Below are 26,188 nucleotides of genomic sequence, written 5' to 3' on the forward strand. Positions count from 1 at the left end.
TCCTGGGGCCGCTTGCACAGACGCCCCGACTGTCTCGTTCAAAAAAAAAACGGTGCGCGAGCTGGCCGCCCGCGCACCGTCGTCATGCCATGCGAATTCCGGTCAGAGCCGCTCGATGATACCCGCCGCGCCCATGCCGGTGCCGACGCACATCGTCACCATCCCATACTTCAGGTTGCGACGGCGCAGACCGTGCACGACCGTCGCAGCGCGAATCGCGCCCGTCGCGCCGAGCGGATGGCCGAGCGCGATCGCGCCGCCAAGCGGGTTCACCTTGGCCGGATCGAGGCCAAGTTCGCGGATCACGGCAAGCGATTGCGCGGCAAACGCCTCGTTCAGCTCGATCCAGTCGATATCGTCCTGTTTCAGGCCCGCGGCCTTCAGCGCGGCCGGAATCGCTTCCTTCGGGCCGATGCCCATGATTTCCGGCGGCACGCCGCGCACCGCGAAGCTGACGAAGCGTGCGAGCGGCGTCAGGTTGAATTGCTTGAGCACCTTCTCCGACACGACGAGCAGCGCACCCGCGCCGTCCGACGTCTGCGAGCTGTTGCCCGCCGTTACCGAACCCTTGTTCGCGAACGTCGGGCGCAGTTTCGCGAGCGCTTCGAGCGACGTGTCCGCGCGCGGACCTTCGTCGAGCTTCAATTCGCGCGTCTTCACGACGATCTCGCCCGTTGCGAGATCCGGGAAGCGCTCGGTGATCGTGTACGGCGCGATCTCGTCGGCGAATTCGCCCGCCTGCTGCGCGGCGATCGCCCGGCGGTGCGATTCAAGCGAAAACGCATCCTGGTCCTCGCGGCTCACCTTCCACTGATCCGCGACGCGCTCGCCCGTCAGGCCCATCCCGTAGGCGATCCCGAAATCCTCGCTGCGATCGAAGATATGCGGCGACATCGACGGCTTGTTGCCCATCATCGGCACCATGCTCATCGACTCGGTGCCGGCCGCGAAAATCGCGTCCGATTCGCCGACGCGAATGCGGTCCGCCGCCATCGCAAGCGCGGTGACGCCCGACGCGCAGAAGCGGTTGACCGTCACGCCGCCGACCGTCTGCGGCAGGCCCGCCAGCAACGCACCCATCCGGGCGACGTTCAGGCCCTGCTCGGCCTCCGGAATCGCGCAGCCGACGATCGCGTCCTCGATCAGCTTCGTGTCGAACTCCGGCACTTGCGCCACCGCGGCCTTGATCGCGTGGACCAGCAGCTCTTCCGGGCGCGTGTTCTTGAATGCACCGCGCGGCGCCTTGCCAATCGGCGTGCGGCTTGCGGCGACGATGTATGCGTCTTGCAACTGTTTGCTCATTTCAGGCTCCTTTGCAAGGCTCAGTTAGTTCCGAACCGGCTTGCCGGTCTGCAACATGCCCATGATCCGCTCCTGCGTCTTTTGCGTGCCGAGCAGCTCGACGAACGCACGGCGTTCGAGCGCAAGCAGCCAGTCTTCGTCGACCGTGCTGCCGCCTTCGACGTCGCCGCCGCACACCGCTTCGGCAATGCGGCTCGCGATCAGGAAATCGTGATCGCTGATGAAGCGGCCATCACGCAGATTGACGAGCTGCGCCTTGATGGTCGCGATGCCCGAGCGGCCCGCGACCGGAATCGCCTTCGCCTTCAGCGGCGGACGATATCCCGCGTCGGCAAGCGCCCGCGCTTCCTTCTTCGCGATATCGAGCAGCTCGAATACATTGAAGACGATCGTGTCCGACGGCTTCAGATAGCCCATCGCGCGCGCCTCGTGCGCGGACATCGAGACCTTCGCCGTCGCCGCGTTCTCGAACGGTTTCGTGAGGAACTTCAGCAAGTCGTTGGTCGCGTTCGCCGCCGCGGCCGCTTCAGCCGCACGCACCGCCGCTTCCTTCAGGCCGCCGCCTCCCGGCACGAGACCGACGCCGACCTCGACGAGACCGATGTAGCTCTCGACGTGCACGACGCGCTTCGCGCTGGACAGCATCAGCTCGCAGCCGCCGCCGAGCGCCAGGCCCGACACCGCCGCGACAACCGGCACGTTCGCGTACTTGACGCGCATCAGGCCATCCTGGAATTTCTTCACGAACGGCTCGATACCCTTCGCGCCGCCCATCATGAACGCGGGCATCGCCTCTTCCAGGTTCGCGCCGGCCGAGAACGGCCCGCCCGGGTTGCCCAGCTTCAACGACGACGGCTGCCAGACCACCACCGCCTTGTAATCCTTCTCGGCCAACTCGATCGCCTGCGCGAGGCCGTCGATCACGCCCGCGCCGATCGTGTTCATCTTCGTCTTGAACGACACGATCACGACATCGTCCTCTCCCGCGCGGTCATCGACCCAGATGCGCACCGAATCGCTCTCGGCGAGCGTCTTGCCGAACTTGAGCGGATCGCGGCCGGTTTCGCCCAGAAGCGGCGCACGGAATACCTGACGCTCATAGACGGGCAGCGTCGAGCGCGGCACGAAAGCCTGCGCGGCCGGCGACCACGAGCCTTCCTCCGTATGCACGCCGCCCTTGTCGGCGACCGGGCCTTCGAGCACCCATGCGGGCAGCGGCACGTTCGCAAGCGTCTTGCCGGCCGCGATGTCCTCCTGCACCCACTCGGCGATCTGCTTCCAGCCGGCAGCCTGCCAGCCTTCGAACGGACCGTCGCTCCAGCCGAAGCCCCAACGGATCGCGAGGTCGACGTCGCGCGCATTGTCGGCGATCGATTCGAGGTGGAACGCGATGTAGTGGAACACGTCACGGAAGATCGACCACAGGAACTGCGCGTGCGGATGCTGCGTCTCGCGCAGCAGCTTCAGGCGCTCGGCCGGCGGGCGCTTCAGAATGCGCGCGACGGTCTCGTCCGCCTTGGCGCCGCCATCGACGTAGGTGCCCGTTTTCGGATCGAGCACCTTGATCGCCTTGCCTTCCTTCTTGTAGAAGCCGCCGCCCGACTTCTGACCCAGCGCGCCCTGCTCGACGAGCTTCGCGAGCACGGCCGGCGTCTTGTAGACCGGGAAGAACGGATCGTCGGCGAGATTGTCCTGCATCGTCTTGATCACGTGCGCCATCGTGTCGAGGCCGACCACGTCCGCGGTGCGGAACGTCGCCGACTTCGCGCGGCCCAGACGGCTGCCCGTCAGATCGTCGACTTCGTCAAAACGCAGGCCGAACTTCTCGGCCTCGGTGATCACCGCGAGAATGGAGAAGATGCCGACGCGGTTCGCAATGAAGTTCGGCGTATCCTTCGCGCGCACCACACCCTTGCCGACGACGCTCGTCAGGAAGGTCTCGAGCTGGTCGAGAATCTCGGGGCGCGTATGGGCGGTCGGGATCAGTTCGACCAGGTGCATGTAGCGCGGCGGGTTGAAGAAATGCACACCGCAGAAACGCGCCTTCAACTCGTCGGCGAAACCGTCGGACAGCTTCGTGATCGACAGGCCCGACGTGTTGGTCGCGAAAATCGCGTTCGGCGCGATATGCGGCGCGACCTTCTTGTACAAATCGTGCTTCCAGTCCATCCGCTCGGCAATCGCCTCGATCACGAGATCGCATTCGGCAAGCTTCGCGATGTCGTCGTCATAGTTCGCGGGCTCGAGATATTGCGCGTCGTCCTTCACGCCGAACGGCGCCGGCGACAGCTTCTTCAAGCCCTCGATCGCCTTCAACGCGATGCCGTTCTTCGGACCTTCCTTGGCAGGCAGATCGAACAGCAGCACCGGCACGCGCGCATTGACGAGATGCGCGGCGATCTGCGCTCCCATCACGCCGGCGCCCAGCACGGCGACCTTGCGAATGTTGAATTTGCTCACAGTACTCTCTCTCCGGATTGAGCCGCGAATCGCGGGGCGGTAGGCGCCGCGTGCGGCAAATGAGTGCTACGAATTCGGTTTGTCCGGGCGGCAGCCGCCGCCCGGATCTCGTCGCATCAGAACAGTGCTTCGTCGACTTCCATCAACGTCTTCGAGCCTGCGCGGGCGAGGCGGATCGACGCGGCCGTTTCCGGCAACAGACGCGCGAAATAGAAACGCGCGGTCGCAAGCTTCGATTTGTAGAACGGATCGCCCGATGCTTCCTTGTCGAGCGCGATGCGCGCCATGCGCGCCCAGAAATACGCGAACACCAGATGGCCGACGGTGCGCAGGTACGGCACGGCCGCCGCGCCGACTTCATCCGGGTTCTGCATCGCCTTCATGCCGATTTCCATCGTCAGCTTCTGCACCTTCTCGCCGATGTCGGCCAGCGGCGTGACGAACTCGGACATCTCCGGCTTCACGCCTTCGGCCTCGACGAACTCGGTGACGATCTTGCCGAACTTCTTGAGCTTCGCGCCCATGTCGCCGAGCACCTTGCGCCCGAGCAGGTCGAGCGCCTGAACCGAGTTCGTGCCTTCATAGATCATGTTGATCCGCGCGTCGCGCACATACTGCTCCATTCCCCATTCGGAAATGAAGCCGTGGCCGCCGAACACCTGCATCGCGTGGTTCGTGCATTCGAACGCGTTGTCGGTCAGGAACGCCTTGATGACCGGCGTGAGCAGCGCGACGAGATCGTCCGCATCCTTTCTCACCGCTTCGTCCGAATGAGACAGGTACTTGTCGATCTGCAGAGCCGACCAGTAAGTGAACGCACGCGCGCCTTCCGCGTAGGCCTTCTGCGTGAGCAGCATGCGGCGCACGTCCGGATGAACGATGATCGGATCGGCCGGCTTGTCCGGCGCCTTCGGCCCCGTCAGCGAACGCATCTGCAGCCGCTCCTTCGCATAGGCGAGCGAATTCTGATACGCGACTTCGGTGAGGCCCAGGCCTTGCATCCCGACGCCCAGACGCGCGGCGTTCATCATCACGAACATCGCGTTCAAGCCCTTGTTCGGCTCGCCGACCAGCCAGCCCTTCGCGTTGTCGAGGTTCATCACGCACGTCGAATTGCCGTGAATGCCCATCTTGTGCTCGATCGAACCGCACTTGATGCCATTGCGCTCGCCCGGCTCGCCCGACGCATCGGGGATGAACTTCGGCACGATGAACAGCGAAATGCCTTTCGTGCCCTTGGGTGCGTCCGGCAGGCGCGCAAGCACAAGGTGGACGATGTTCGACGACATGTCGTGCTCGCCGCTCGAAATGAAGATCTTGGTGCCGGAGATCGCATACGAGCCGTCGCTGTTCGGCTCGGCCTTCGTGCGCAGGATACCGAGATCGGTGCCGCAGTGCGGCTCGGTCAGACACATCGTCCCGGTCCATTCGCCGGAAACGAGCTTCGGCAGATATTGCTTCTGCAACTCGGGCGCGCCGTGCGCGTGCAGGCACTCGTAAGCGCCGTGCGACAGGCCCGGATACATCGTCCATGCCTGGTTCGCCGAGTTCAGCATTTCATACAGCGCGTTGTTGACGAACGCGGGCAGCCCCTGGCCGCCGTAGTCCGGATCGCAGCCGAGTGCCGGCCAGCCGGCCTCGACGTACTGCTGATACGCTTGCTTGAAACCCGTCGGCGTCGTCACGACGCCGTCGCCGGCATAGGTGCAGCCTTCGCGATCGCCAACCTGGTTGAGCGGATAAATCACTTCCGAGCAGAACTTGCCCGCCTCCTCGAGCACTTGGTTGATCGTGTCGGCGTCGAGATCCGCGTGCTTCGGCATCTGCTTGACCTCGGCTTCGACATTCAGAAGCTCGTGCAACACGAATTGCATGTCGCGCAACGGCGCGGCGTACTGTCCCATGACTCTCTCTCCAAGAATGGCAATCGGCTCAAGCTCCCGGCGGACTCACTGATGACCGCTAACGGCTCTCGCTCTGGTACGAAACAATCGTCTTTTCAAGCGCGGCCCACGTGAGGCTCACGGCGCCCGGCAGATGCAGGAAACGGGCGTCGTGGTGCAAACCGAGCGTGAAACTGTACAACTCGAACAGCATCAGGTCCGGATCGGTATCCGGGCGCAGATGCCCCTCTTCCTTCGCCTGCGAAATCGCTCGCAGCAACGCGGTGCGCCAGGTCCGCACGCTCGCGAACAGCTGTTCGCGCACGGGGCTGTCCGGACGATCGTCGTACTCGACAGCCCCGCTGATGTAGATGCATCCCGTCGTCACCTCCTGGATGCGCTTCTCCATCCAGCGAGCCAGCATCGCACGCAAGCGCGGCAGACCGCGCGGCTCGCGCAGGCTCGGGAAGAACACCTCCTCCTCGAAGCGGCGGTGATACTCGCGCACGACCTCGACCTGCAGGTCATCACGCGACCCGAAGTGCGCAAACACACCGCTCTTGCTCATTTGCATCCGTTCGGCCAACATGCCGATCGTCAGACCTTCGAGCCCGTCACGGCTCGCCAAGTCCAACGCTGCATCGAGGATTGCGGCACGCGTCTGTTCGCCTTTTCGCATAGCTTTTTAGTAACCGTTCCTATTGGCTGAATAAAATCGAACGGCCGTACTATTATTGAGTGCGGCCGCTGGCGAAACAAGGAAATTATTAGAAATCGGTTTCTAACCGGCCCATCGTTTCGCAAAGCCTGTTCACCGATGAGTGGGACCCTGCGGGAATCCCGGCGCGCGCACGCAATTAAGCGGGCGCTTAGTCGTAGCCGCCGACCGTGAGCAGCTTCATCGCGCCACGATACACGGTATAGGCAAACCAATTGGCGAACCGTTCGACGACCGGCCGCACCGCATAGCGTGCCGGATCGATCGCGCGGCCGTCGGCGAATGCATCGGCAATCGCATTGCGCAGCGCGGCAATTTCGTCACGATGTCTGACGAGCACGACGTTCGCCTCATTGTTCAACATCAGGCTCAGCGCGTCGAGGTTGGACGAGCCGACCGTCGCCCAGTGATCGTCGATCACCGCGACCTTGCCGTGCAACATCGTCTTGTCGTATTCGGCCACGTGCACGCCCGCCCGCAGCAATGCATGATAGAGGAACGGTACCGCCATATCGAGCGATGCGAACTCGTTGCGTCCGATCAGGATCCGCACGTCGACGCCACGGCGCGCGGCGCCGGTCAGCGCGCGCCGCAGCTTTCTGCCCGGCATGAAATACGGATTCGCGAGCAGAATCGCCTGCCGCGCGCGGCCGATCGCCGCGAGATACGCCTTCTCGATCGCGCGGCGGTTCAGCACGTTGTCGCGCGCGACGAACGCGACGCTCGGCTCGGTCACGACGCGCAACGCACCCGCCTTTACCCAGCGGTGGCTGCGCATCCAGCGGCGAAAGCGCGCGGCAAACGCGGCGCGGTCGGCATGACTGCCCGGCAAAAGATCGTCCGCATAGCGCTTGTGCCCGACGGCGATCCGATACCACTGAACTTCGAACGCGGCGCGCACGTCGGCAACGACAGGCCCTTGCAATTCCAGCGCGAAATCCCAGCGCGGAAACGGCAGCCGCGTGCCGTTCTGGTCGTAGTCGTCGACGATGTTGATGCCGCCGCAGAACGCATGGGCATCGTCGATGAATGCGAGCTTGCGATGGGTGCGCGAGAAGCCGAAACGGCCGAACAGATAAGGATTGTAGATCCGGTGCTCGATGCCCGCCGACGCCCACTCGCCAAACAGCGGCAGCCGCGCCGTGCCGATGCCGTCGGTGATCACCCGCACGCGCACGCCGCGCTGCGCCGCGCGCAACAGCGCATCGGAAACCGCGCGCCCCGCCGGATCGTCGCAGAATATGTAGGTTTCGAGCGCGACCTCGCTGTGCGCCGCGTCGATCTGTGCGATCAGCGCGGGAAAGAATGCTTCGCCGCCCTGGCAAAGCCGCACCGTATTGCCGGACGTGAACGCGAGCCGCGACGCGGAACCGCGCTGTCGCGCGAACATCCGCCGCCACTGCGCGAGCCGGCGCCGCGCGCGCGCGCTCATGCGGCGCGTGCGCCGATGCGCTGCGGCAATTGCAGGATCGCTTCGGCGTTCGACGGCGAATAGCAGCGTGCGGCGGCTTCGCGGTAAGGCAGCCACAGGTAGTCGGTGTGTTCGCGCGGCGACAACGTCACGCCGATACGCGCCGGCACCTCGAGGCCGAACCAATGCTCGGTGTTGCGCGTGACGCCGGGGGCGTAGCGGTGCAGGTAATGCGGGTAGATCGTGTATTCGATCTGGTGCCGCCAATCGACGAGCGCGTCGGCCGGCACGCCCGCGCTGCCGACGACGATACCCGTCTCCTCGGCAACTTCGCGCGCGGCGGTCAAAGCAAGCGGCTCATCCAGCGCGTCCTTCGATCCTGTCACGGATTGCCAGAAATCGGGCTGATCGGCACGCTTGATGATGAGCACGTCGAGCGCGCGCGTGTGGATCACGACGAGAACGGATTCGGGAATTTTCGGCGGTTTCGTCATCAGGATGTTTCGGCGCCCGCCCGCTCGATGCGGCGGATGACGCAGCGCCGTCAAGAAGCCATGACGCCGACTGTACCGCAAAATGACGACGAAAAAGCACAAAGGGCGCATCTGCGCCCTTTGTGTGTGGTCCGGCCTGCATTGCCGGAGCGGTTCGTTCGATCGGCCCGCCAACGTAGCCGGCCCGCCGCATGCGCCGACGCGCAAACGCGGGCCCGGGCCGTCTCGCGACGGCGGCTACGCGCTCACGCCTTCGGCTGTTCCGGCTGACGCAAGCGGATATGCAGCTCGCGCAACTGGCGCTCGTCGACGGGGCTCGGCGCTTGCGTGAGCAGACACTGCGCGCGCTGCGTCTTCGGGAACGCGATCACGTCGCGGATCGAATCGGCGCCGGCCATCATCGTGACGATCCGGTCGAGGCCGAACGCAATCCCGCCGTGCGGCGGCGCGCCGTATTGCAACGCATCGAGCAGGAAGCCGAACTTGGCCTGCGCTTCTTCCGGGCCGATCTTCAGCGCGCGGAACACCTTGCTCTGCACTTCCTCGCGGTGGATACGCACCGAGCCGCCGCCGATTTCCCAGCCGTTGAGCACCATGTCGTAAGCCTTCGCGAGACAACGGCCCGGATCGGTCTCGAGATATTCGAGATGCTCGTCCTTCGGGCTCGTGAACGGATGGTGCGCGGCCACGTAGCGCGCTTCCTCGTCGTCGTATTCGAACATCGGAAAATCGATCACCCACAGCGGCTTCCAACCCGTCTCGACGAGGCCGTTGGCCTTGCCGAACTCCGAATGGCCGATCTTCAGGCGCAGCGCGCCGAGGCTGTCGTTGACGACCTTCGCGCGGTCGGCCGCGAAGAAGATGATGTCGCCGTCCGCGGCGCCCGTGCGCTCGAGAATCGCCGCAATCGCCGCATCGTGCAGGTTCTTCACGATCGGGCTTTGCAGGCCGTCGCGGCCCTTCGCGCGCTCGTTGACCTTGATCCACGCAAGCCCCTTCGCGCCGTAAATGCGCACGAACTCCGTGTAGCCGTCGATATCGCCACGCGACAGCTCGCCGCCCTTCGGCACGCGCAACGCCGCGACACGGCCGTCCTTCGCGTTGGCCGGCGTGCTGAACACCTTGAAGTCGACGTCCTTCATCGCATCGGTCAGCTCGGTGAATTCGAGCTTCACGCGCAGGTCCGGCTTATCCGAGCCGAAACGCGCCATCGCTTCCGAGTAAGGCATCACCGGGAATTTCGCATCGAGTTCGACGTCGATCGTCGTCTTGAAGATGTGACGGATCATGTTCTCGAACAGGTCGCGGATTTCCTGCTCGCCGAGAAACGACGTTTCGCAGTCGATCTGCGTGAATTCCGGCTGACGGTCGGCGCGCAGATCCTCGTCACGGAAGCACTTCGTGATCTGGTAGTAGCGGTCGAAGTTCGCGACCATCAGCAATTGCTTGAAGAGCTGCGGCGACTGCGGCAACGCGAAGAACTGGCCCGCGTTCACCCGCGACGGCACCAGGTAGTCACGCGCGCCTTCCGGCGTGCTCTTCGTCAACATCGGCGTTTCGATGTCGATGAAGCCCTGCTCGTCGAGATACTTGCGCGCCTCGATCGCGACGCGATAGCGCAACCGCAGGTTATGCTGCATCTGCGGACGGCGCAGGTCGAGCACGCGATGGGTAAGGCGCGTGGTCTCCGACAGGTTGTCGTCGTCGAGTTGGAACGGCGGCGTGACCGACGCGTTCAGCACGGTAAGCTCGTGGCACAGCACCTCGATCTTGCCGCTCTTCAGGCCCGAGTTGATCGTGCCTTCCGGCCGGCCGCGCACGAGGCCCTTGACCTGGATGCAGAACTCGTTGCGCACGCCCTCGGCGGTCGCGAACATCTCCGCGCGATCCGGATCGCACACCACCTGCACGAGACCTTCGCGATCGCGCAAGTCGATGAAGATCACGCCGCCGTGGTCGCGGCGGCGGTGGACCCAGCCGCACAGCGACACCGTCTGGCCCATCAGGTGTTCGGTCACGAGACCGCAGTATTCAGTTCGCATCGACATGATGTTTGCTTTCTTTCGTAGTGGTCAACGGGAAGAGCCGCACTCTCTCCCGGGTATTACATCGGCGGCTCGACGGGACGGCGCGCGGGCGCGGGCGCGGCGACAGGCGTGGCAGGCGCGACGACGCCCATCGAGACGATGTACTTGAGCGCGGCGTCGACCGACATATCGAGCTCGACAACCTCGCTTTTCGGCACCATCAGGAAGAAGCCGGACGTCGGGTTCGGCGTCGTCGGCACGTACACGCTCACGTACTCTTCCTTCAGATGATTGACCACGTCGCCGCCCGGCGTGCCGGTCAGAAACGCGATCGTATAAGAGCCGCGGCGCGGATACTCGATCAGCAGCGCCTTGCGGAACGCATTGCCGCTGGAGGACAGCAGCGTGTCGGACACCTGCTTGACGCTCGTATAGATCGGCCCGACGACCGGAATGTGGCGCACCACCGCATTCCACCAGGTAACGAGCTTCTGGCCGACGAAATTCTGCGTCGCGAGCCCGACGATGAAGATGAACGCGAGCGTCAGTACGGCGCCGATCCCCGGCAGCCGGAAGCCGAGCAGCCGCTCCGGCTGCCACGATTGCGGCAGCAGCAGCAGGGTCTGATCCATCGTGCCGATGATGAGTCCGAGCACCCACAGCGTGATCGCGAGCGGCACGAGAACGAGAAGTCCGGTCAGGAACACCGATTTGAGGGTCGTCTTTTTCATCGTCTGACGTCGAAAGATCGCGCCGGGGCGTCAAGCGCGGAACGCGCCGCCGACACGGGCGGCGCGACGATCAACTGCTGCTCGCTGGCGCGGCGGCCGGCGCCGGCGTGCTGGCCGCGCTCGCACTGCCCGCTGGACTGTCGGCCGACGCCGGCTTCTCGCTGCCCGCGTTCGCGTTGCCGCCGGATTGTCCGGCGGCCGTCTCGCCGGCCGCCGCAGCGGCGCCCTGCGCCTGATTCGCCTGGTTCGAACCGCCCGAGCCGCCGCGAAAATCGGTCACGTACCAGCCAGAGCCCTTCAATTGGAACCCCGCCGCCGTGACCTGCTTACGAAACGTATCCTTCCCGCACTCCGGGCACTGCGACAACGGCGCGTCGCTCATCTTCTGAAGCACATCCTTCGCGTAACCGCAGGCTTCGCAACGATAGGCGTAGATCGGCATGGCATCTTCCCGCAGAAAAACCGGTATGAAAAGCTTGCAAAGCTCCGAATTATAGCCGAACGCGCAATGCTGCCGCCGGCATGCGCGGGGGCGAACCGCGGCTAGGTCCGGCGCCAGGTAAGCCAGCGCTCGCGGCCGCCGAAAACCGGCAGCGACTCGTCAACCGGGGCGTCGTCGATCAGTTCGAACGACGGCGCGAAAAGCGCGTCGATCTGCGCGCGCTCGATGCCGAACGGCGGCCCGCCCGGCGTCGCGCCCAGCAGGAAGAAACCGGCCAGCAGCCCGCCCGCCGGCAGCAGCGCCGCGACCCGGCGCGCGTAATCCGGCCAGAGCGCGTTGGGTATTGCGCAGAGAAACGCGCGCTCGTAGATCCACTGTGGCGCGAGCGGCGGCTCGTATGTGAAGAAATCCGCCAGCTCGACCACGCCGGCATGCTCGCCGAGCTGCCGGCGCGCGGCGTCGACCGCTTGTGCGGAGAAATCGATCGCACGCACAGGCCACCCCGCCTGCGCGAGCCAATGTGCCTCATATGCACTGCCGCAGCCGGGAATCAACACCGGGCACGGCGCGAGCTTCGACGCGAATGCGGCGAACGCATCCGGCACCTTCGCGAGATCCCACGGCGTCACGCTATGCTCGTAGCGCTCGTCCCAGAATGCGGCGTCGGCGGGGTTGCGCGTCGTCAAATTCGCCGCTGCAGAATTCGTCTGCGCCGAGTCGAGCGCGCGCCGCCCGTCCGCGTGGTCCGTCTTCGTTTTTTCACTCATCGCTTGACCGGCCTTTCCCGGATTTGCCTACGTCAGCGGCGCTCGCCTACGAAACGAAACGCCGGTGGCGTTCGTCGTGCGCGAGCGCCGCACGCACGCTGACGCGCCCCGGCGCCAGCGCCACGCCGTCAGGTCGCCGATGCCAGCACGATCAGCACGCGCGCGATCACCGCGCCCGCGCCGACTGCGAGCCCGAACACGAGCAACGCCTGCAGCAGCCGGTTGGTTCGCTTCTGTTCGACGAGAATCTGCCGGATCAGCTCGTCGCTCGCCGCGCGCGGCGCATCGTGCTGCGCGGCGAGCGCGTTGTGAACGAGGCGCGGCAACTGCGGCAGCGTCTTGCTCCATTGCGGCGCCTCGACCTTGAAGCGCTCGTACCAGCCACGCAGCCCGATCTGCTCGGTCATCCAGCGCTCGAGATACGGCTTGGCCGTCTTCCACAGATCGAGATCCGGATCGAGCGAGCGGCCGAGCCCCTCGACGTTCAGCATCGTCTTCTGCAACAGCACCAATTGCGGCTGGATCTCGACGTTGAAGCGACGCGACGTCGAAAAAAGCCGCATCAGCACCTGGCCGAGCGAAATGTCCTTCAGCGCGCGGTCGAAGTATGGCTCGCACACCGCGCGAATCGCGCTCTCCAGCTCCTCGACGCGCGTATCGGCCGGCACCCAGCCCGATTCGAGGTGCAGCGTCGCGACGCGGTGGTAGTCGCGCTTGAAAAACGCCAGGAAATTCTGCGCGAGATAGTTCTTGTCGAAATCGGACAGCGCGCCGACGATCCCGAAATCCAACGCGACATAGCGGCCGAAGTGCTTCGAATCGAGGCTCACCCGGATGTTGCCCGGATGCATGTCCGCATGGAAGAAGCCATCGCGGAACACCTGCGTGAAGAAAATTTCCACGCCCTCGCGCGCGAGCTTCTTGATGTCGACACCGGCGTTGCGCAGCGTATCGATCTGGCCGATCGGCACGCCCTCCATGCGCTCCATCACGAGCACGTTCGAGGTCGAGTAGTCCCAGAACATCTCCGGCACGAGCAGCAGGTCCAGCCCCGCGAAATTGCGGCGCAACTGACTGCCGTTGGCCGCCTCGCGCATCAGGTCGAGTTCGTCATGCAGATACTTGTCGAACTCGGCCACCACCTCGCGCGGCTTCAGCCGCCGGCCGTCGGCCCACAGCCGCTCGGCCCAGGTCGCGATGTCGCGCAACAGCGCGAGATCGGAATCGATGACGGGCAGCATGTTCGGCCGCAACACCTTGATCGCGACCGCCCTGCCCGCATGCACGCCCTGCTTGAGCTTCGCGAAATGCACCTGCGCGATCGACGCGCTCGCAACCGGCTCGCGCTCGAACTCGTCGAACAGTTCGTCGATGCGCGCGCCTAGCGCCTTCTCGATGAGCGCAATCGCCACCGCCGAATCGAACGGCGGCACCTGATCCTGTAGCTTCGTCAGCTCGTTCGCGAAATCGACGGGCAGCAGATCGCGCCGCGTCGACAGCACCTGGCCGAATTTCACGAAAATCGGCCCGAGGCTTTCGAGCGCGCGGCGCAGCCGTACCGCCGGCGGATCGGAAAAACGCCGGCCGATCGTCATGATGCGCAGCAGCAGCTTCACGCGCCGGCTCTGGATGCCGGACAGCATCACCTCGTCGAGGCCAAACCGCGCGACGGTATAGAGAATCTTGATGAAACGGAAAATGCGCATGCCCTGCGGCCCTCATTGCGCGCGTCGCGGGCTACCGCCCGCGCGCGCGTCGATTTTTTGCTCCAGCCGTTCGATCCGCTTGTCAACGCGCGCGAGCGCATCGCGGGCACGCGCGAGCTCGGCGTCGAAATCGGCAAGCGCGCGCTTGCGCACTACCTGCGGGTTTTCGTCGAGCCAATATTCGGCGATCGAATCGAGCACGTTACGGCCGGCCCGGCGCGCATGGCCGCCCGCCGAGCGCACGGATGCCGCGATCCGGTGCGCGGCGGCATCGCCGACGAATCTCGCCAAATCCTCCTCCGGCTCCCAGCGCAAATGCTCGGCGAGCTTCGCGATCTGCGTCGCGAACTCAGCGTCCCCGTCGATCTTCACATGCTTCATCATCGCCGCCTGGCCGCCCGTCAAAAACGCGCCGAGCGCGTCCCACGAGCCGCCGCCCGCATGGCCGGCAAGCGCGATCGACACATCGACATGGCCCGCGTCGGGCTCGTCGAGCGCGGCGAGATAGCCGTCCGGCTGCACAAGCAGCACGAGGACAACGGGTGGAACGTCAAGCCGGGCGGTCTTGCCGGCATAGGGAATCAGGCGTTCGCGCGCCCAGGTCTCGCGGGCGAGCAAATGATTGACGGCGGCTGCAAAAGGCTTGGCGGCTAAAGTCATCTGGTTGGCAAAGAAAAGCCCGCGCAGGCAAGGCGCCTGCGCGGGCTTCTATTGTAACGTCGGTTCGGGCGCGGCCTCGCATGGCGCGACGCGCCGGCTGACGTCGATCAGTGCCCGGTTACCTGCTGAATACCCGCCAGCAGCCAACCGGCGCTGCCCGATTTGGACAGGTTCCACACTTCGTTGAACGGCTCGGCCGGCGCGCCCGCCGCTTCGCGGATCAGACCATGGAAGCGCACGCTCGCGACGTGCTCGCTGCCACGGTCCTCGACCGACAGCAACTCGGCGTCGAGCCGCACGACGTCGGTCTGGTTCGCGGCGGCACCGCGCCCGTCGAGGTCGATCTTCACTTCGGCGAACATCTCCGGCGTCGTGAATTCGCGGATGTCGGCCAGATTGCCCTCATCCCACGCGGCCTGCAGACGCACAAAGTAAACCTTCGCGTTGCGCAGGAACGTCTCGGTGTCGAAACCGGCCGGCACCGACGGCGCGGCGACCGCGGCAACCCCGCCGCCGAACACGCGCTGCGCTTCGCCTGCGTAGGCGCTGCCTGTGCTGGTCGATGCGCTGGTCGATGCGCCCGCCGACGCACTGCCGAATGCGCCGCCGAACGCGCCATTCGACGCACCCGAACGCGCATCGGCCGCGTCATAGCCGCCGCGGTTCAGCGACGAAGGCTGACCGCCCGCATACGCCGGCTGCTGGGCGGCGCGCCGGCCCGCCAGTTTGCGGAACAACCAAATGCCGACCATCGCGAGCAACGCGATCACGATGACGTTCGCCATCATGCTCGCGAACGCGCCGCCCAGCCCGAAATGCGATAGCAGCGCGGCAATGCCAAGGCCGGCCGCCAAACCGGCGATCGGCCCAAGCCAACGCGACCGATTGGGCTGAGCCGCCGGCGCGGGCTGCGCACGCGGCGGCTGAGCCGGCGCCGCCTGCTGCATCGGCTGCTGCTGCGCGGGCGGCGTCGCCTGCCGCTGTTGCAGCGACTGCGACTGACGGCCGATGCTGCGGCCGCCGCCCATGCGCTTGGCTTCGGCATCGAGCGACGCGAACGTGCCGGCTGCGAGGAGGCCGACCATCACGAACGTGCCGATGCGTCGCGCCCACGACTTCGGCTGCCTGCTTCGGTTGAACGACGGACGGGTTTCGGACATGCTGGCCTCCTGCTTACTGTAAGGAAAATGTATGGACAGAACCCCTTAGTACTTGGTTCCGATGTGTAAAGCTACCACGCCACCTGACAAATTGTAATATTTGACGGCATCGAGGCCCGCTTGTTCCATCATCGCCTTAAGCGTGTCCTGATCCGGATGCATCCGGATCGATTCGGCAAGATACCTGTAACTGTCGGCATCTTTTGCGATCTTGTCGCCAAGCCACGGTAATACTTTGAAAGAATAGACATCGTAAGCTTTTTTCAGCGGCGCCCAGACTTTCGAGAATTCGAGCACGAATACCCGGCCGCCCGGCTTCGTGACGCGGCGCATCTCGGCCAGCGCCACCTCCTTGTGCGTCATGTTGCGCAGGCCGAACGCAACGGTGACGATGTCGAAATAATTGTCCGGAAACGGCAGCTTTTCCGCATCGCATAGCAGCGACGGCGTGACGACGCCCTTGTCGAGCAACCGGTCCCGGCCGACACGCAGCATCGATTCGTTGATGTCGGTATGCCAAACCTCGCCCGTGAGCCCTGCGGCCTTCGCGAACGCCTTGGTCAGGTCGCCCGTGCCGGCCGCGATGTCGAGCACCTTGAAGCCCGGCCGGACATTCGCCTGCGTGACCGTGAACGCCTTCCACGCACGGTGCAGGCCCGCCGACATCAGGTCGTTCATCACGTCGTAATTGCTCGCGACCGAGTGGAACACCCCCGCGACCTTCCGTGCCTTCTCGTTCTCGTCGACCGTTTCGAAGCCGAAGTGGGTTTTGCTCATCGCGTTGATCCTCTATTCATCGCAAACGGCGCCGTGGCGGCGCCGTCGTCGTTCAATGGCGGTGGCCGTGCGGCACGGTGTCCGCCGGCATCGGCGCGTCGCGCTCGACGCCCGCCGCCTTCAGTTTGTCGAAATATTCGCGCCAGAGCGCATCTTGCCGGGTCGCCAGCTCGTACAGCCACGCCCATGAATAAATGCCGGTCGAATGGCCGTCGGAGAACGTCGGCTTCAATGCGTAGTTGCCGACCGGCTCGAGCGCCGTGATCGTCACGTCGCGCTTGCCGGTTTGCAGCGTTTCCTGGCCGGGGCCGTGGCCGCGCACCTCGGCGGACGGCGAATAAACGCGCATCAGCTCGAACGGCACGCGGTAGGTATCGCCGCCCGGATATTGAAGCTCGAGCACGCGCGACACCGCATGCACGATGATGCCCGACGGCACGGGCGCCGCGGCCGTATCAGCGCTCATTCGCGCCTCCGTCGGCAAACAGCTCGATCTCTTCCTGCACCGCGCTGTGCAAAAGCGTGGCCTGCGCGGCGCGCAGGCGCAGCATCGCGTCGGACACCGAGCGCTGGCGCGGTGCCCAGATCGGCTGCGGGAAATGCGCGTCGTTCGAAAAGCGCGGAATCACATGCCAGTGCAGATGCGGCACCTGATTGCCGAGACTCGCGAGATTCACCTTGGTCGGCTGCATCACGCGCCGCACCGCGCGCTCGACCGCATAGACGATGCGCATCAAATGCGTGCGCTCGGCATCGGACAAATCGGAAAACTCGGCAACGTGCGCCTGCCAGATCACCCGGCAAAAGCCCGGATAGTCGGTTTCGTTCGTCGCCAGGACGACGCGCACCGCGTCGTCCTTCCAAAGCAGCTCGCCGCCGTCTTCGCGGCAGAATATGCAATCCATCGTCAAATCCTCAACGGGTGGCCCGTCCGTCACCTTACACCAGGACGCGCTCGATCCCGCCGCTGTTCGCACGCGCGACGTAATCGGCCATCCAGTTTTCGCCGAGCATGTGGCGCGCGATCTCGACAACGATGTAATCGGCTTCGATATCCGCGTCCTCGCTGTAGCGCGACAGACCTTGCAGGCACGCCGGGCAGCTCGTCAGAATCTTGACGTCCTGATCGCCCGCCGGCGTCTGGCCGCTCGCACCGCCGCCCGACACCACCGGAATGTTACGCAATTTCGCCACGCCCTTTCGGATCTCCTCTTCCTTGCGGAAACGCACCTGCGTCGAAACGTCCGGGCGCGTGACCGCGAGCGTGCCCGATTCGCCGCAGCAGCGGTCGTTCTTCGCGATCTTGTAGCCGTCCTTCTCGGCGCCCATCAGGTCGTTGACGAGCTTGACCGGGTCGACCGTCTTGATCGGCGTGTGGCAAGGGTCGTGATACATGTAGCGCGTGCCCTTCACGCCGTCGAGCTTGAGCCCCTTTTCGAGCAGGAACTCGTGGATGTCGATGATCCGGCAGCCGGGAAAGATCTTGTCGAATTCGTAGCCGGCAAGCTGGTCGTAGCAGGTGCCGCACGACACCACCACCGTCTTGATGTCGAGGTAGTTCAGCGTGTTCGCGACGCGATGGAACAGCACGCGGTTGTCGGTGACGATCTGCTCGGCGCGGTCGTACTGGCCCGAGCCGCGCTGCGGATAGCCGCAGCACAGGTAGCCGGGCGGCAGCACCGTCTGCACGCCGGCTTCCCACAGCATCGCCTGCGTCGCGAGCCCGACCTGCGAGAACAGCCGCTCGGAGCCGCAGCCGGGGAAGTAGAACACCGCCTCCGAATCGACGGTCGTCGTCTTCGGATTGCGGATGATCGGCACGATCTTGTTGTCCTCGATGTCGAGCAGCGCGCGCGCCGTCTTCTTCGGCAGGTTGCCCGGCATCTTCTTGTTGACGAAGTGAATCACCTGCTCGACCACGGGCGGCTTGCCGGTCGTCGCGGGCGGGTGCGCGGTCTGCTTCTGCACGACTTTCTTCAGCATGTCGTTCGCGAGGCGCTGCGCCTTGTAGCCGACCCCCATCATCACCGCGCGCGCCGCGTTGATCGTCTGCGGATTGGTCGCGTTCAGGAAGAACATCCCGGCCGCGCTGCCCGCGTTGAACTTCTTCTTGCCCATCTTGCGCAACAGGTTGCGCATGTTCATCGTCACGTCGCCGAAATCGATCTTCACCGGGCACGGCGTCGCGCATTTGTGGCAGACGGTGCAGTGATCGGCGACGTCGTTGAACTCGTCCCAGTGCTTGATCGACACGCCGCGGCGTGTCTGTTCCTCGTACAGGAACGCCTCGACGAGCAGCGACGTGGCGAGGATCTTGTTGCGCGGGCTGTACAGCAGGTTCGCGCGCGGCACGTGCGTCGCGCACACCGGCTTGCATTTGCCGCAGCGCAGGCAGTTCTTCACCGAATCGGCGATCGCGCCGATGTCGGACTGCTGCATGATCAGCGATTCGTAGCCCATCAGCCCGAAGCTCGGCGTGTACGCGTTGCGCAGGTCCGCGCCGTCGAGCAGCTTGCCCTTGTTGAAGCGCCCTTGCGGATCGACACGCTGCTTGTACGCACGGAATTCACCGATTTCGGCATCGGTCAGGAACTCGAGCTTCGTGATGCCGATGCCGTGCTCGCCGGAGATCACGCCGTCGAGCGAGCGCGCGAGCGCCATGATCCGCGCGACCGCCGCGTGCGCGTCCTGCAGCATCTCGTAGTTGTCGGAGTTCACCGGCAGGTTGGTGTGGACGTTGCCGTCGCCCGCGTGCATATGCAGCGCGACGAACACGCGGCCGCGCAGTACCTGCTTGTGGATTGCCTGCGCCTCGTCGAGGATCGGCTTGAACGCGCCGCCGTTGAAGATCTGGCGCAGTTCCGCGCGAATCTCCTGCTTCCACGACACGCGCAACGTGCGGTCCTGCGCGACGTCGAAGACGCGCGCGCCGGCTTGCGCGTCGACGCGATCGGCGAGCTTCTCCGCGAGCGCCGCGTAGCCGAGCGCGACGAGATCGTGCTGCGCATCGGCAAGCGGTTTGTCGAGCGAATCGCGCAGGTACGTCCAGCGCGCACGCACGCGGCCGAGCAGGTCGAGCGCCTGCTGCACGCGATCTTCCAGCAGCTCGGCGCTCGGAATCTCGTTCGCGTCGTCGCTCTTGCCGAGCGGCAGGTTGCCCGCGCTGAAGAATGCCTCGAGCGCATCGACGAGCTGCAGCTTGTTCTTGATCGACAGCTCGATGTTGATCCGCTCGATGCCGTCCGTGTACTCGCCCATCCGGTCGAGCGGGATCACGACGTCCTCGTTGATCTTGAACGCGTTGGTGTGCTTCGCGATCGCGGCGGTGCGGCTGCGGTCGAGCCAGAAACGCTTTCTCGCCTCGGCGCTCACCGCGACGAAGCCCTCGCCGCTCTTGCCGTTGGCCATCCGGATCACGTCGGACGTCGCGATCGCGACCGCATCCGCGTCGTCGCCGACGATGTCGCCGATCAGCACCATCTTCGGGAACGCCTGGCGCTTGCTCTTCGTCGCATAGCCGACCGCGCGCAGATAGCGCTCGTCGAGATGCTCGAGGCCCGCGAGAATCGCGCCGCCCCGCTTGGACGTCTCGAACAAATAATCTTTGATTTCGACGATGCTCGGAATCGCCTCGCGCGCCTGGCCGAAGAATTCGAGGCACACGGTGCGCGTGTGCGCGGGCATCTTGTGCAGCACCCAGCGCGCGGACGTGATGAGGCCGTCGCAACCTTCTTTCTGCACGCCCGGCAGGCCGGCGAGGAATTTGTCGGTGACGTCCTTGCCGAGCCCGGCCTTGCGAAAACGCCGGCCTTCGATGTCGAGCGTCTCGGTGCGAAGCAGCTTTTCGCCCGGCGCGCGCGCGCCGTCGAACCACTTCAGTTCGAAGCGAGCGATCGCGATGTCGTGAATCTTGCCGAGGTTGTGGTCGATACGCGTGACTTCGAGCCAGTTGCCGTCCGGATCGACCATTCGCCACCACGCGAGATTGTCGAGCGCGGTACCCCACAGCACCGCCTTCTTGCCGCCCGCGTTCATCGCGATGTTGCCGCCGATGCACGACGCATCGAGCGAGGTCGGATCGACCGCGAACACGTAGCCGGCCGCCTCGGCCGCTTCAGTCACGCGGCGCGTGACGACGCCCGCGCCGGAAAAGATCGTCGGCACCTTGTGCGCGACGCCCGGCAGCTCGGTCAGCTCGACGGCGCCCAGTTGCTCGAGCTTCTCGGTGTTGATGACGGCGGAAAACGGCGTGAGCGGCACCGCGCCGCCCGTATAGCCGGTGCCGCCGCCGCGCGGAATCACGGTCAGGCCAAGCTCGAAACACGCCTTCACCAGGCAGGCGATCTCGGCCTCGGTATCGGGCGTCAGGATCACGAACGGGTATTCGACGCGCCAGTCGGTTGCGTCGGTCACGTGCGACACGCGGGCGAGGCCGTCGAAGCGGATGTTGTCCTTTTGCGTGCAGCGGCCGAGCACCTTCGTCGCGCGGCGGCGCAACTCGGCCATCCGGTCGAATTCCTGCGCGAAATCGTCGACCGCGCGATGCGCGGCCGCGGCGAGCATGCCGACGCGCGCGGCGCGCTCGCGGCCCGCCTCGTCGCCGTGTTCGGACAAATCGGCATGGCGGCGCTTCTCGATCTCGGTCAACCGATGGTTCAACGCCTCGATCAACAGCGCGCGGCGTTTCGGGTTGTCGAGCAGGTCGTCCTGCAGATATGGATTGCGGCGCACGACCCAGATGTCGCCCAGCACTTCGTACAGCATCCGCGCCGAACGGCCGGTGCGGCGCTCGGCGCGCAGCTCGTCGAGTACCGCCCAAGCCTCTTCGCCGAGCAGGCGAATCACGATCTCGCGATCGGAAAACGACGTGTAGTTGTACGGGATTTCGCGCAAGCGCGGAGCGGGGTCGGCGACGACGGCGGCTGCCGCGCCGTGCGGATCGAAAACTTGCGGTGCGTTCATTGTTCGGACGATTCAAAAGCCGCTCACGCGCTTCAATCGAGCGCGAAACCGGCAGGCGCGTGGTGCGCGATTTTGGGGAAATCTTCTATTACCAGGCGCGCGGCAGTGTTGCATGAGGCCCGAGTCCGCTGCGCGGCACCGGGTCGGACGCGAAAACGTCATTCCGGGGCAAAGCGCTGCAGCATCCACTCTGGACGACAACCTGACTTGGGACCGGAGTAAGCGCTAAAAGCGCTAACTCCGGATCGACACGGCCTGGCGGCGCTCGAAATCAGCGTCACGATCGCGCACGGCGCGCGTGCCGCTCCGCCGCAGGGCAAGCTGCGCGCGGCGATGGCTTCAAAATGGCGATCCGAGGCTGCCTTTGCATCTTCCGATCCTTGATTTAAGTCGGAATTCTAACCCAGGTTAGACCAACGCGTTAATCGTCAAGCGCGCATCGAATGACCGTCCGGACGGTCGACGAACCACGTGGCCAATTGTGCCAATTGTGCCAATTGTGCCAATTGTGCCGATTGGCGCTGCCCAGCGCGCGGCCGGCCATGCGGCTGAGATCGAAGCGACGCGAGTTGGCGCTATCATTATTCTTTCATCGCCTTATTACCTCATTGCCTTTTGCGCCGCATCGACGCTTTTTGCCCCTTCTTACATGGCCTCGCACGATTACCTGAAGAAAATCCTGACCGCTCGCGTGTACGACGTCGCCCGCGAAACGGAGCTTGAACGCGCGCGCAACCTGTCGGTGCGGCTGGGCAACGACGTGTGGCTCAAGCGCGAGGACAACCAGCCGGTGTTTTCGTTCAAGCTGCGCGGCGCGTACAACAAGATGGCGCATATTGACGCCGAGGCGCTCGCGCGCGGCGTGATCACCGCGTCGGCGGGCAACCACGCGCAAGGCGTCGCGTTCTCGGCCGCGCGGATGAACGTGCGCGCGATCATCGTCGTGCCGGTCACCACGCCGCAGGTGAAGGTCGACGCGGTGCGCGCGCACGGCGGGCCGGGCGTGGAGGTGATCCAGGCGGGCGAGTCGTACAGCGACGCGTATGCGCACGCGCTGCGGCTTCAGGCCGAGCGCGGCCTGACGTTCGTTCATCCGTTCGACGATCCGCACGTGATCGCGGGCCAGGGCACGGTCGCGATGGAGATTCTGCGCCAGCACCAGGGGCCGATCCATGCGATTTTCGTGCCGATCGGCGGCGGCGGGCTGGCGGCGGGCGTTGCCGCCTACGTGAAGGCGGTGCGGCCCGAGATCCGGGTGATCGGCGTGCAAACGGACGATTCGTGCGCGATGGCGCAATCGCTTGCGGCGGGGCGGCGCGTCGAGCTGAGCGAGGTCGGGCTGTTCTCGGACGGCACGGCGGTCAAGCTGGTCGGCGACGAGACGTTCCGCCTGTGCGCGGCGCATCTGGACGGGGTCGTGACGGTCGATACCGACGCGCTGTGCGCGGCGATCAAGGACGTGTTCCAGGACACGCGCAGCGTGCTCGAGCCGGCCGGCTCGCTGGCGGTGGCGGGCGCGAAGGCGTATGCGCAGCGCGAGGGGCTGGCCGGCAAGACGCTGGTGGCGATCACCTCGGGGGCGAACATGAACTTCGACCGGATGCGCTTCGTTGCCGAGCGCGCGGAAGTGGGCGAGGCGCGCGAGGCGGTGTTCGCGGTGACGCTGCCCGAGGAGCGCGGCAGCTTCCGGCGCTTTTGCGCGCTCATCGGCGAGCGCAACGTCACGGAGTTCAACTACCGGATTGCGGATGCGCAGACCGCGCATATTTTCGTCGGCGTGCAGATCCGGCAGCGCGGCGAATCGGACGCGATCGCGGCGAACTTCGCCGCGCACGGCTTTGCCACGGTCGACCTGACGGGCGATGAATTATCCAAGCAGCACGTGCGCTACATGGTCGGCGGGCGCTCGCCGCTCGCGCGCGACGAGCGGCTGTTTCGCTTCGAGTTTCCGGAGCGCCCGGGCGCGCTGATGAAGTTCCTGTCGGCGATGGCGCCGGAGTGGAATATCAGCCTGTTTCATTACCGAAATCAGGGCGCGGATTACAGCTCGATCCTGGTCGGCCTGCAAGTGCCGCCGGCCGACCATGCGGCGTTCGAGCGCTTCCTGGTCGCGCTCGGCTATCCGTTCTGGGAAGAGAGCAGTAATCCGGCGTACCACCTGTTCCTGGGCTGACATCAATGCGGTAGCCGCGATCGACGGCCGCAAATGAATCGAACCTGTCGATACCGGCCGATTCGAACCGCTATCGCCAGCGCCAAAATAAACGGCCCCGATCAGTGCGAATGGCGGTGATGAATATCCGGAAAATGCGCGTGCGTATGCGTGAGCGGCGTATGCCGATGCGTATGCGTATGCGGTTCGTCGCCATCCCAGTCAAAATCGTGCGTGTGCTGGTGATGTGCGTCGTGGCGATGCCGGTGGCTGTGCTCGAGCGCCTCGTGCGTATGCGGATGCTCATGTCGCTCGCGCAGATGCAGCCAGATGCCGACGGCCATCAACGCCGCTGCCGCCCAAAACGACAGCGCAGGCCATTCAGGCCAAATCGCGAGCGACAACCCCACGCCGAATAGCGGCGCCACCGAAAAATACGCGCCGGTGCGCGCGGTGCCAAGGTCGCGCAGCGCAAGGACGAACAGCACGAGGCTCACGCCGTAGCCGGCGAAGCCGGTCAGCATCGCGGCGGCGACCGCCGGCACGGCTGGCAGCCGCGAGCCGAGCGCAAACGCGATCACGAGATTGACCGTGCCCGCGACCAGGCCTTTGATGCACGCGATCGTCGCGGCGTCGTGGGCCGACACCTTGCGCGTCAGGTTGTTGTCGATCGCCCAGCATGCACACGCCGCCGCGACGAGCAGCGCACCTGCCGGCAGGTGCGCCGCGCCCGGATGCCAGGACAGCAGTACGCCGCCCGCGACGATCGCAGCCATGCCGGCGAAGATCTGCCCATCGACGTTCTCGCGAAACACCAGCCACGCGATCACGGCGGTAAATACGCCTTCGAGATTGAGCAGCAGCGCGCTCGTGGCGGCGGGCGTCGCAGCGAGGCCGAGCATCAACAGCGCGGGGCCCGCCACGCCGCCCGCCACGACCGCGCCGGCGAGCCAAGGCAGTTCCGCCGGCGGCAGGCGTGCGGCCACGCTATGGTGCGCATCGGCGGGCTCGCCGCGCGACAGGCGCCGCACCAGGATGAAGACCGCCAGGCCGGCTCCGCTGCCGAGGTAGAACAGCCCGGCGACCATGAACGGCGGCAGGGCGCCGAGCAGCAGCTTCGCGACCGGGGTGGTGGAGCCGAACAGCACGGCGGCGAGAAGCGCGGTAAAGACCGCATGCGTTCGGACGAACATGGGCGTGGCGCGTGCGCGTGAAATGGGAGCAGGGAATGTGACGCAACGATATCGCAAACCCGGCGCGCCGGTCATTCGTTCGGTGCCGGGCGGGCAAAACGCGTCGCGGCGGGACAACATGGCAAGGTGGAGCCGCCGCGGCGGCGCGGGATGCCACGAAACGCAGCGCGGCAGTAGGCGCGCGGCGCAAGGCGGCGCGATGAGGTTGGCGGCACCCGGCGCAACGGGCGGCAGGCAGTCCAATGCAATGAACGGTTTGCCGAATTCGGCGCGTGGCGGCGTGCCGCCGCCGCGTCGGCAGCCTCGAGCGTCAACCAGGGCGATGCCATTCACGATGGCAAACGCGAACACGAGGCGGAGCGTCCGCACGCGCTCAATCGATCGCGGGAAAGCCGGCGCGCCCTTGCGTCAAATCGAACAGTGCATCGCGTGCCGCGTCGAGCGCGGCGGCGGGCAGCCGGATCACGAGTTTGACCGTCATCCCGTACACGCTGTCGACCAGTTCGTGCTTTTCCTGCTCGATCCAGCGACGCACGCGCGCCTCGTCGGGATAACCCATCTCGATCGCGAGCCGCGCATACGCGATCCGGTCGACGCGCTCGGCGTCGGCGAGCGCGGCGGCGATTGCATCGGTATACGCGCGCACGAGGCCGCCCGCGCCGAGCTTCACGCCGCCGAAATAGCGCACGACGGCGCCGAGCACACCGTCGAGGTCATGATGGCGCAGCACCTCGAGAATCGGGCGCCCGGCCGTGCCGGACGGCTCGCCGTCGTCCGACATGCCGGACTGCCCGCCCGCGAGGAGCGCCCAGCAGACGTGCGTTGCGCCCGGATGTTCGGTGCGCAGGCGCTGTAATTCGACCATCGCGGCGTCACGACCATCGACCGGAATTGCATAGGCGATGAAGCGGCTCTTGCGGATCTCGATTTCGCGCGTGGTGATGTCGGCGAGTGTGCAGGTCATGTCGGATGTTGCATAACGTTCGATGTATTCAATGACGTAGGCCGTTCCCCGGGTGAGTGAAGCCGTGCCGCTCGAACGGTCTCAGGCAACGGTCGGCCCGCGTTGCGGCGGCCGGCGGCCGGGCCGGTGACGGATCGGTCACGAAAAAGAGAATTTTACGGCGTTGCGCATTGCGGCGGTGCGCGGTGCAGTGGCGCGCGGGGGAAGGCCGTCGCCGGGCGCCGTGCATTGCACGAGCTGGCAGGTGCTGCGGCGGTCGAAAAAGCAGCCGCGATTCATTCGGTATGCCGCACATCGCGGGAGAGCGGACTATCCGGTAGTGGGCTTGAGCGGTTTCGCGCCGATGTCGATTCCAATCGGCGTCGGCCGGCCGAAACGA

Annotated in this window: 20 protein-coding genes; 1 reads left to right on the forward strand and 19 read right to left on the reverse strand. The window is 65.4% G+C overall.

Annotated elements, in window-relative coordinates; translation table 11 throughout:
* Positions 1–102: 102 nt before the first annotated feature.
* The 17 genes from BSIN_RS01780 to BSIN_RS01860 form a co-directional block, all read right to left on the reverse strand.
* A complete protein-coding gene (locus BSIN_RS01780; RefSeq protein ID WP_059519573.1) occupies positions 103–1,302 on the reverse strand; it encodes an acetyl-CoA C-acyltransferase in 1,200 nt (399 codons plus the stop codon).
* 24 nt (positions 1,303–1,326) lie between these two features.
* A complete protein-coding gene (locus BSIN_RS01785; RefSeq protein ID WP_089339315.1) occupies positions 1,327–3,762 on the reverse strand; it encodes a 3-hydroxyacyl-CoA dehydrogenase/enoyl-CoA hydratase family protein in 2,436 nt (811 codons plus the stop codon).
* A 116-nt stretch (positions 3,763–3,878) separates the two neighbouring features.
* Positions 3,879–5,666, reverse strand: a complete 1,788-nt coding sequence (locus tag BSIN_RS01790; RefSeq protein WP_059519569.1) for an acyl-CoA dehydrogenase C-terminal domain-containing protein — start codon at positions 5,664–5,666, stop codon at positions 3,879–3,881.
* 58 nt (positions 5,667–5,724) lie between these two features.
* A complete protein-coding gene (locus tag BSIN_RS01795; RefSeq protein ID WP_059519567.1) occupies positions 5,725–6,324 on the reverse strand; it encodes a TetR/AcrR family transcriptional regulator in 600 nt (199 codons plus the stop codon).
* Between the two features lie 190 nt (positions 6,325–6,514).
* The gene (gene clsB, locus BSIN_RS01800) at positions 6,515–7,795 is read right to left on the reverse strand and encodes a cardiolipin synthase ClsB (RefSeq protein ID WP_089339316.1); all 1,281 of its coding nucleotides are present in this window, start codon (positions 7,793–7,795) and stop codon (positions 6,515–6,517) included.
* On the reverse strand, positions 7,792–8,268 hold the full coding sequence (gene nudB, locus BSIN_RS01805) for a dihydroneopterin triphosphate diphosphatase (RefSeq protein ID WP_089339355.1): 477 nt from the start codon (positions 8,266–8,268) through the stop codon (positions 7,792–7,794). Before nudB ends, clsB begins: the two co-directional genes overlap by 4 nt.
* Before the next feature lie 245 nt (positions 8,269–8,513).
* Positions 8,514–10,316, reverse strand: coding sequence for an aspartate--tRNA ligase (aspS, locus tag BSIN_RS01810; RefSeq protein WP_089339317.1), 1,803 nt, complete (start codon positions 10,314–10,316; stop codon positions 8,514–8,516).
* A 56-nt stretch (positions 10,317–10,372) separates the two neighbouring features.
* A complete protein-coding gene (locus BSIN_RS01815; protein WP_089339318.1) occupies positions 10,373–11,026 on the reverse strand; it encodes a DUF502 domain-containing protein in 654 nt (217 codons plus the stop codon).
* A gap of 70 nt (positions 11,027–11,096) precedes the next feature.
* Complete coding sequence (locus BSIN_RS01820; RefSeq protein WP_089339319.1) at positions 11,097–11,468, reverse strand: FmdB family zinc ribbon protein; 372 nt, start codon at positions 11,466–11,468, stop codon at positions 11,097–11,099.
* A 101-nt stretch (positions 11,469–11,569) separates the two neighbouring features.
* Positions 11,570–12,235: a class I SAM-dependent methyltransferase gene (locus BSIN_RS01825; protein ID WP_089339320.1), complete on the reverse strand. Its 666-nt coding sequence runs from the start codon at positions 12,233–12,235 to the stop codon at positions 11,570–11,572.
* Positions 12,236–12,363: 128 nt separating this feature from the next.
* Entirely contained in the window at positions 12,364–13,941 is a 1,578-nt protein-coding gene (ubiB, locus tag BSIN_RS01830; RefSeq protein WP_059519553.1) for a ubiquinone biosynthesis regulatory protein kinase UbiB, read from the reverse strand.
* A 12-nt stretch (positions 13,942–13,953) separates the two neighbouring features.
* On the reverse strand, positions 13,954–14,601 hold the full coding sequence (locus tag BSIN_RS01835) for a ubiquinone biosynthesis accessory factor UbiJ (RefSeq protein ID WP_173678602.1): 648 nt from the start codon (positions 14,599–14,601) through the stop codon (positions 13,954–13,956).
* Between the two features lie 107 nt (positions 14,602–14,708).
* On the reverse strand, positions 14,709–15,761 hold the full coding sequence (locus BSIN_RS01840) for a Tim44 domain-containing protein (protein ID WP_089339322.1): 1,053 nt from the start codon (positions 15,759–15,761) through the stop codon (positions 14,709–14,711).
* Between the two features lie 45 nt (positions 15,762–15,806).
* On the reverse strand, positions 15,807–16,538 hold the full coding sequence (gene ubiE, locus BSIN_RS01845; RefSeq protein WP_089339323.1) for a bifunctional demethylmenaquinone methyltransferase/2-methoxy-6-polyprenyl-1,4-benzoquinol methylase UbiE: 732 nt from the start codon (positions 16,536–16,538) through the stop codon (positions 15,807–15,809).
* 52 nt (positions 16,539–16,590) lie between these two features.
* Complete coding sequence (locus tag BSIN_RS01850; protein WP_089339324.1) at positions 16,591–17,004, reverse strand: gamma-butyrobetaine hydroxylase family protein; 414 nt, start codon at positions 17,002–17,004, stop codon at positions 16,591–16,593.
* Complete coding sequence (locus BSIN_RS01855; RefSeq protein WP_089339325.1) at positions 16,994–17,443, reverse strand: HIT family protein; 450 nt, start codon at positions 17,441–17,443, stop codon at positions 16,994–16,996. The genes BSIN_RS01850 and BSIN_RS01855 overlap by 11 nt, the downstream gene beginning before the upstream one ends.
* Positions 17,444–17,477: 34 nt before the next feature.
* Positions 17,478–21,500: a DUF3683 domain-containing protein gene (locus tag BSIN_RS01860; protein ID WP_089339326.1), complete on the reverse strand. Its 4,023-nt coding sequence runs from the start codon at positions 21,498–21,500 to the stop codon at positions 17,478–17,480.
* Between the two features lie 607 nt (positions 21,501–22,107).
* Here BSIN_RS01860 and ilvA point away from each other — a divergent pair.
* Positions 22,108–23,673, forward strand: coding sequence for a threonine ammonia-lyase, biosynthetic (ilvA, locus tag BSIN_RS01870; protein WP_256583529.1), 1,566 nt, complete (start codon positions 22,108–22,110; stop codon positions 23,671–23,673).
* A gap of 101 nt (positions 23,674–23,774) precedes the next feature.
* On the opposite strand, the gene BSIN_RS01875 is transcribed toward ilvA, so the two are convergent.
* The gene (locus BSIN_RS01875; RefSeq protein ID WP_089339356.1) at positions 23,775–24,845 is read right to left on the reverse strand and encodes a DMT family transporter; all 1,071 of its coding nucleotides are present in this window, start codon (positions 24,843–24,845) and stop codon (positions 23,775–23,777) included.
* Positions 24,846–25,218: 373 nt separating this feature from the next.
* On the reverse strand, positions 25,219–25,809 hold the full coding sequence (locus BSIN_RS01880; RefSeq protein ID WP_089339328.1) for an IMPACT family protein: 591 nt from the start codon (positions 25,807–25,809) through the stop codon (positions 25,219–25,221).
* Between the last annotated feature and the right edge of the window lie 379 nt (positions 25,810–26,188).

Origin of the sequence: Burkholderia singularis (genome assembly GCF_900176645.1) — a bacterium.
Classification (GTDB): domain Bacteria; phylum Pseudomonadota; class Gammaproteobacteria; order Burkholderiales; family Burkholderiaceae; genus Burkholderia; species Burkholderia singularis.

Excerpts from the sequence above, each read along its gene's own strand:
- ubiB (WP_059519553.1), bottom strand. The coding sequence starts at position 13,941 with ATGCGCATTTTCCGTTTCATCAAGATTCTCTATACCGTCGCGCGGTTT.
- BSIN_RS01835 (WP_173678602.1), bottom strand. The coding sequence starts at position 14,601 with ATGACTTTAGCCGCCAAGCCTTTTGCAGCCGCCGTCAATCATTTGCTC.
- BSIN_RS01840 (WP_089339322.1), bottom strand. The coding sequence starts at position 15,761 with ATGTCCGAAACCCGTCCGTCGTTCAACCGAAGCAGGCAGCCGAAGTCG.
- BSIN_RS01880 (WP_089339328.1), bottom strand. The coding sequence starts at position 25,809 with ATGACCTGCACACTCGCCGACATCACCACGCGCGAAATCGAGATCCGC.
- BSIN_RS01780 (WP_059519573.1), bottom strand. The coding sequence starts at position 1,302 with ATGAGCAAACAGTTGCAAGACGCATACATCGTCGCCGCAAGCCGCACG.
- aspS (WP_089339317.1), bottom strand. The coding sequence starts at position 10,316 with ATGTCGATGCGAACTGAATACTGCGGTCTCGTGACCGAACACCTGATG.
- BSIN_RS01790 (WP_059519569.1), bottom strand. The coding sequence starts at position 5,666 with ATGGGACAGTACGCCGCGCCGTTGCGCGACATGCAATTCGTGTTGCAC.
- BSIN_RS01820 (WP_089339319.1), bottom strand. The coding sequence starts at position 11,468 with ATGCCGATCTACGCCTATCGTTGCGAAGCCTGCGGTTACGCGAAGGAT.
- BSIN_RS01795 (WP_059519567.1), bottom strand. The coding sequence starts at position 6,324 with ATGCGAAAAGGCGAACAGACGCGTGCCGCAATCCTCGATGCAGCGTTG.
- nudB (WP_089339355.1), bottom strand. The coding sequence starts at position 8,268 with ATGACGAAACCGCCGAAAATTCCCGAATCCGTTCTCGTCGTGATCCAC.
- clsB (WP_089339316.1), bottom strand. The coding sequence starts at position 7,795 with ATGAGCGCGCGCGCGCGGCGCCGGCTCGCGCAGTGGCGGCGGATGTTC.
- BSIN_RS01855 (WP_089339325.1), bottom strand. The coding sequence starts at position 17,443 with ATGGATTGCATATTCTGCCGCGAAGACGGCGGCGAGCTGCTTTGGAAG.
- BSIN_RS01860 (WP_089339326.1), bottom strand. The coding sequence starts at position 21,500 with ATGAACGCACCGCAAGTTTTCGATCCGCACGGCGCGGCAGCCGCCGTC.
- BSIN_RS01875 (WP_089339356.1), bottom strand. The coding sequence starts at position 24,845 with ATGTTCGTCCGAACGCATGCGGTCTTTACCGCGCTTCTCGCCGCCGTG.
- BSIN_RS01825 (WP_089339320.1), bottom strand. The coding sequence starts at position 12,235 with ATGAGTGAAAAAACGAAGACGGACCACGCGGACGGGCGGCGCGCGCTC.
- ubiE (WP_089339323.1), bottom strand. The coding sequence starts at position 16,538 with ATGAGCAAAACCCACTTCGGCTTCGAAACGGTCGACGAGAACGAGAAG.
- BSIN_RS01850 (WP_089339324.1), bottom strand. The coding sequence starts at position 17,004 with ATGAGCGCTGATACGGCCGCGGCGCCCGTGCCGTCGGGCATCATCGTG.
- BSIN_RS01815 (WP_089339318.1), bottom strand. The coding sequence starts at position 11,026 with ATGAAAAAGACGACCCTCAAATCGGTGTTCCTGACCGGACTTCTCGTT.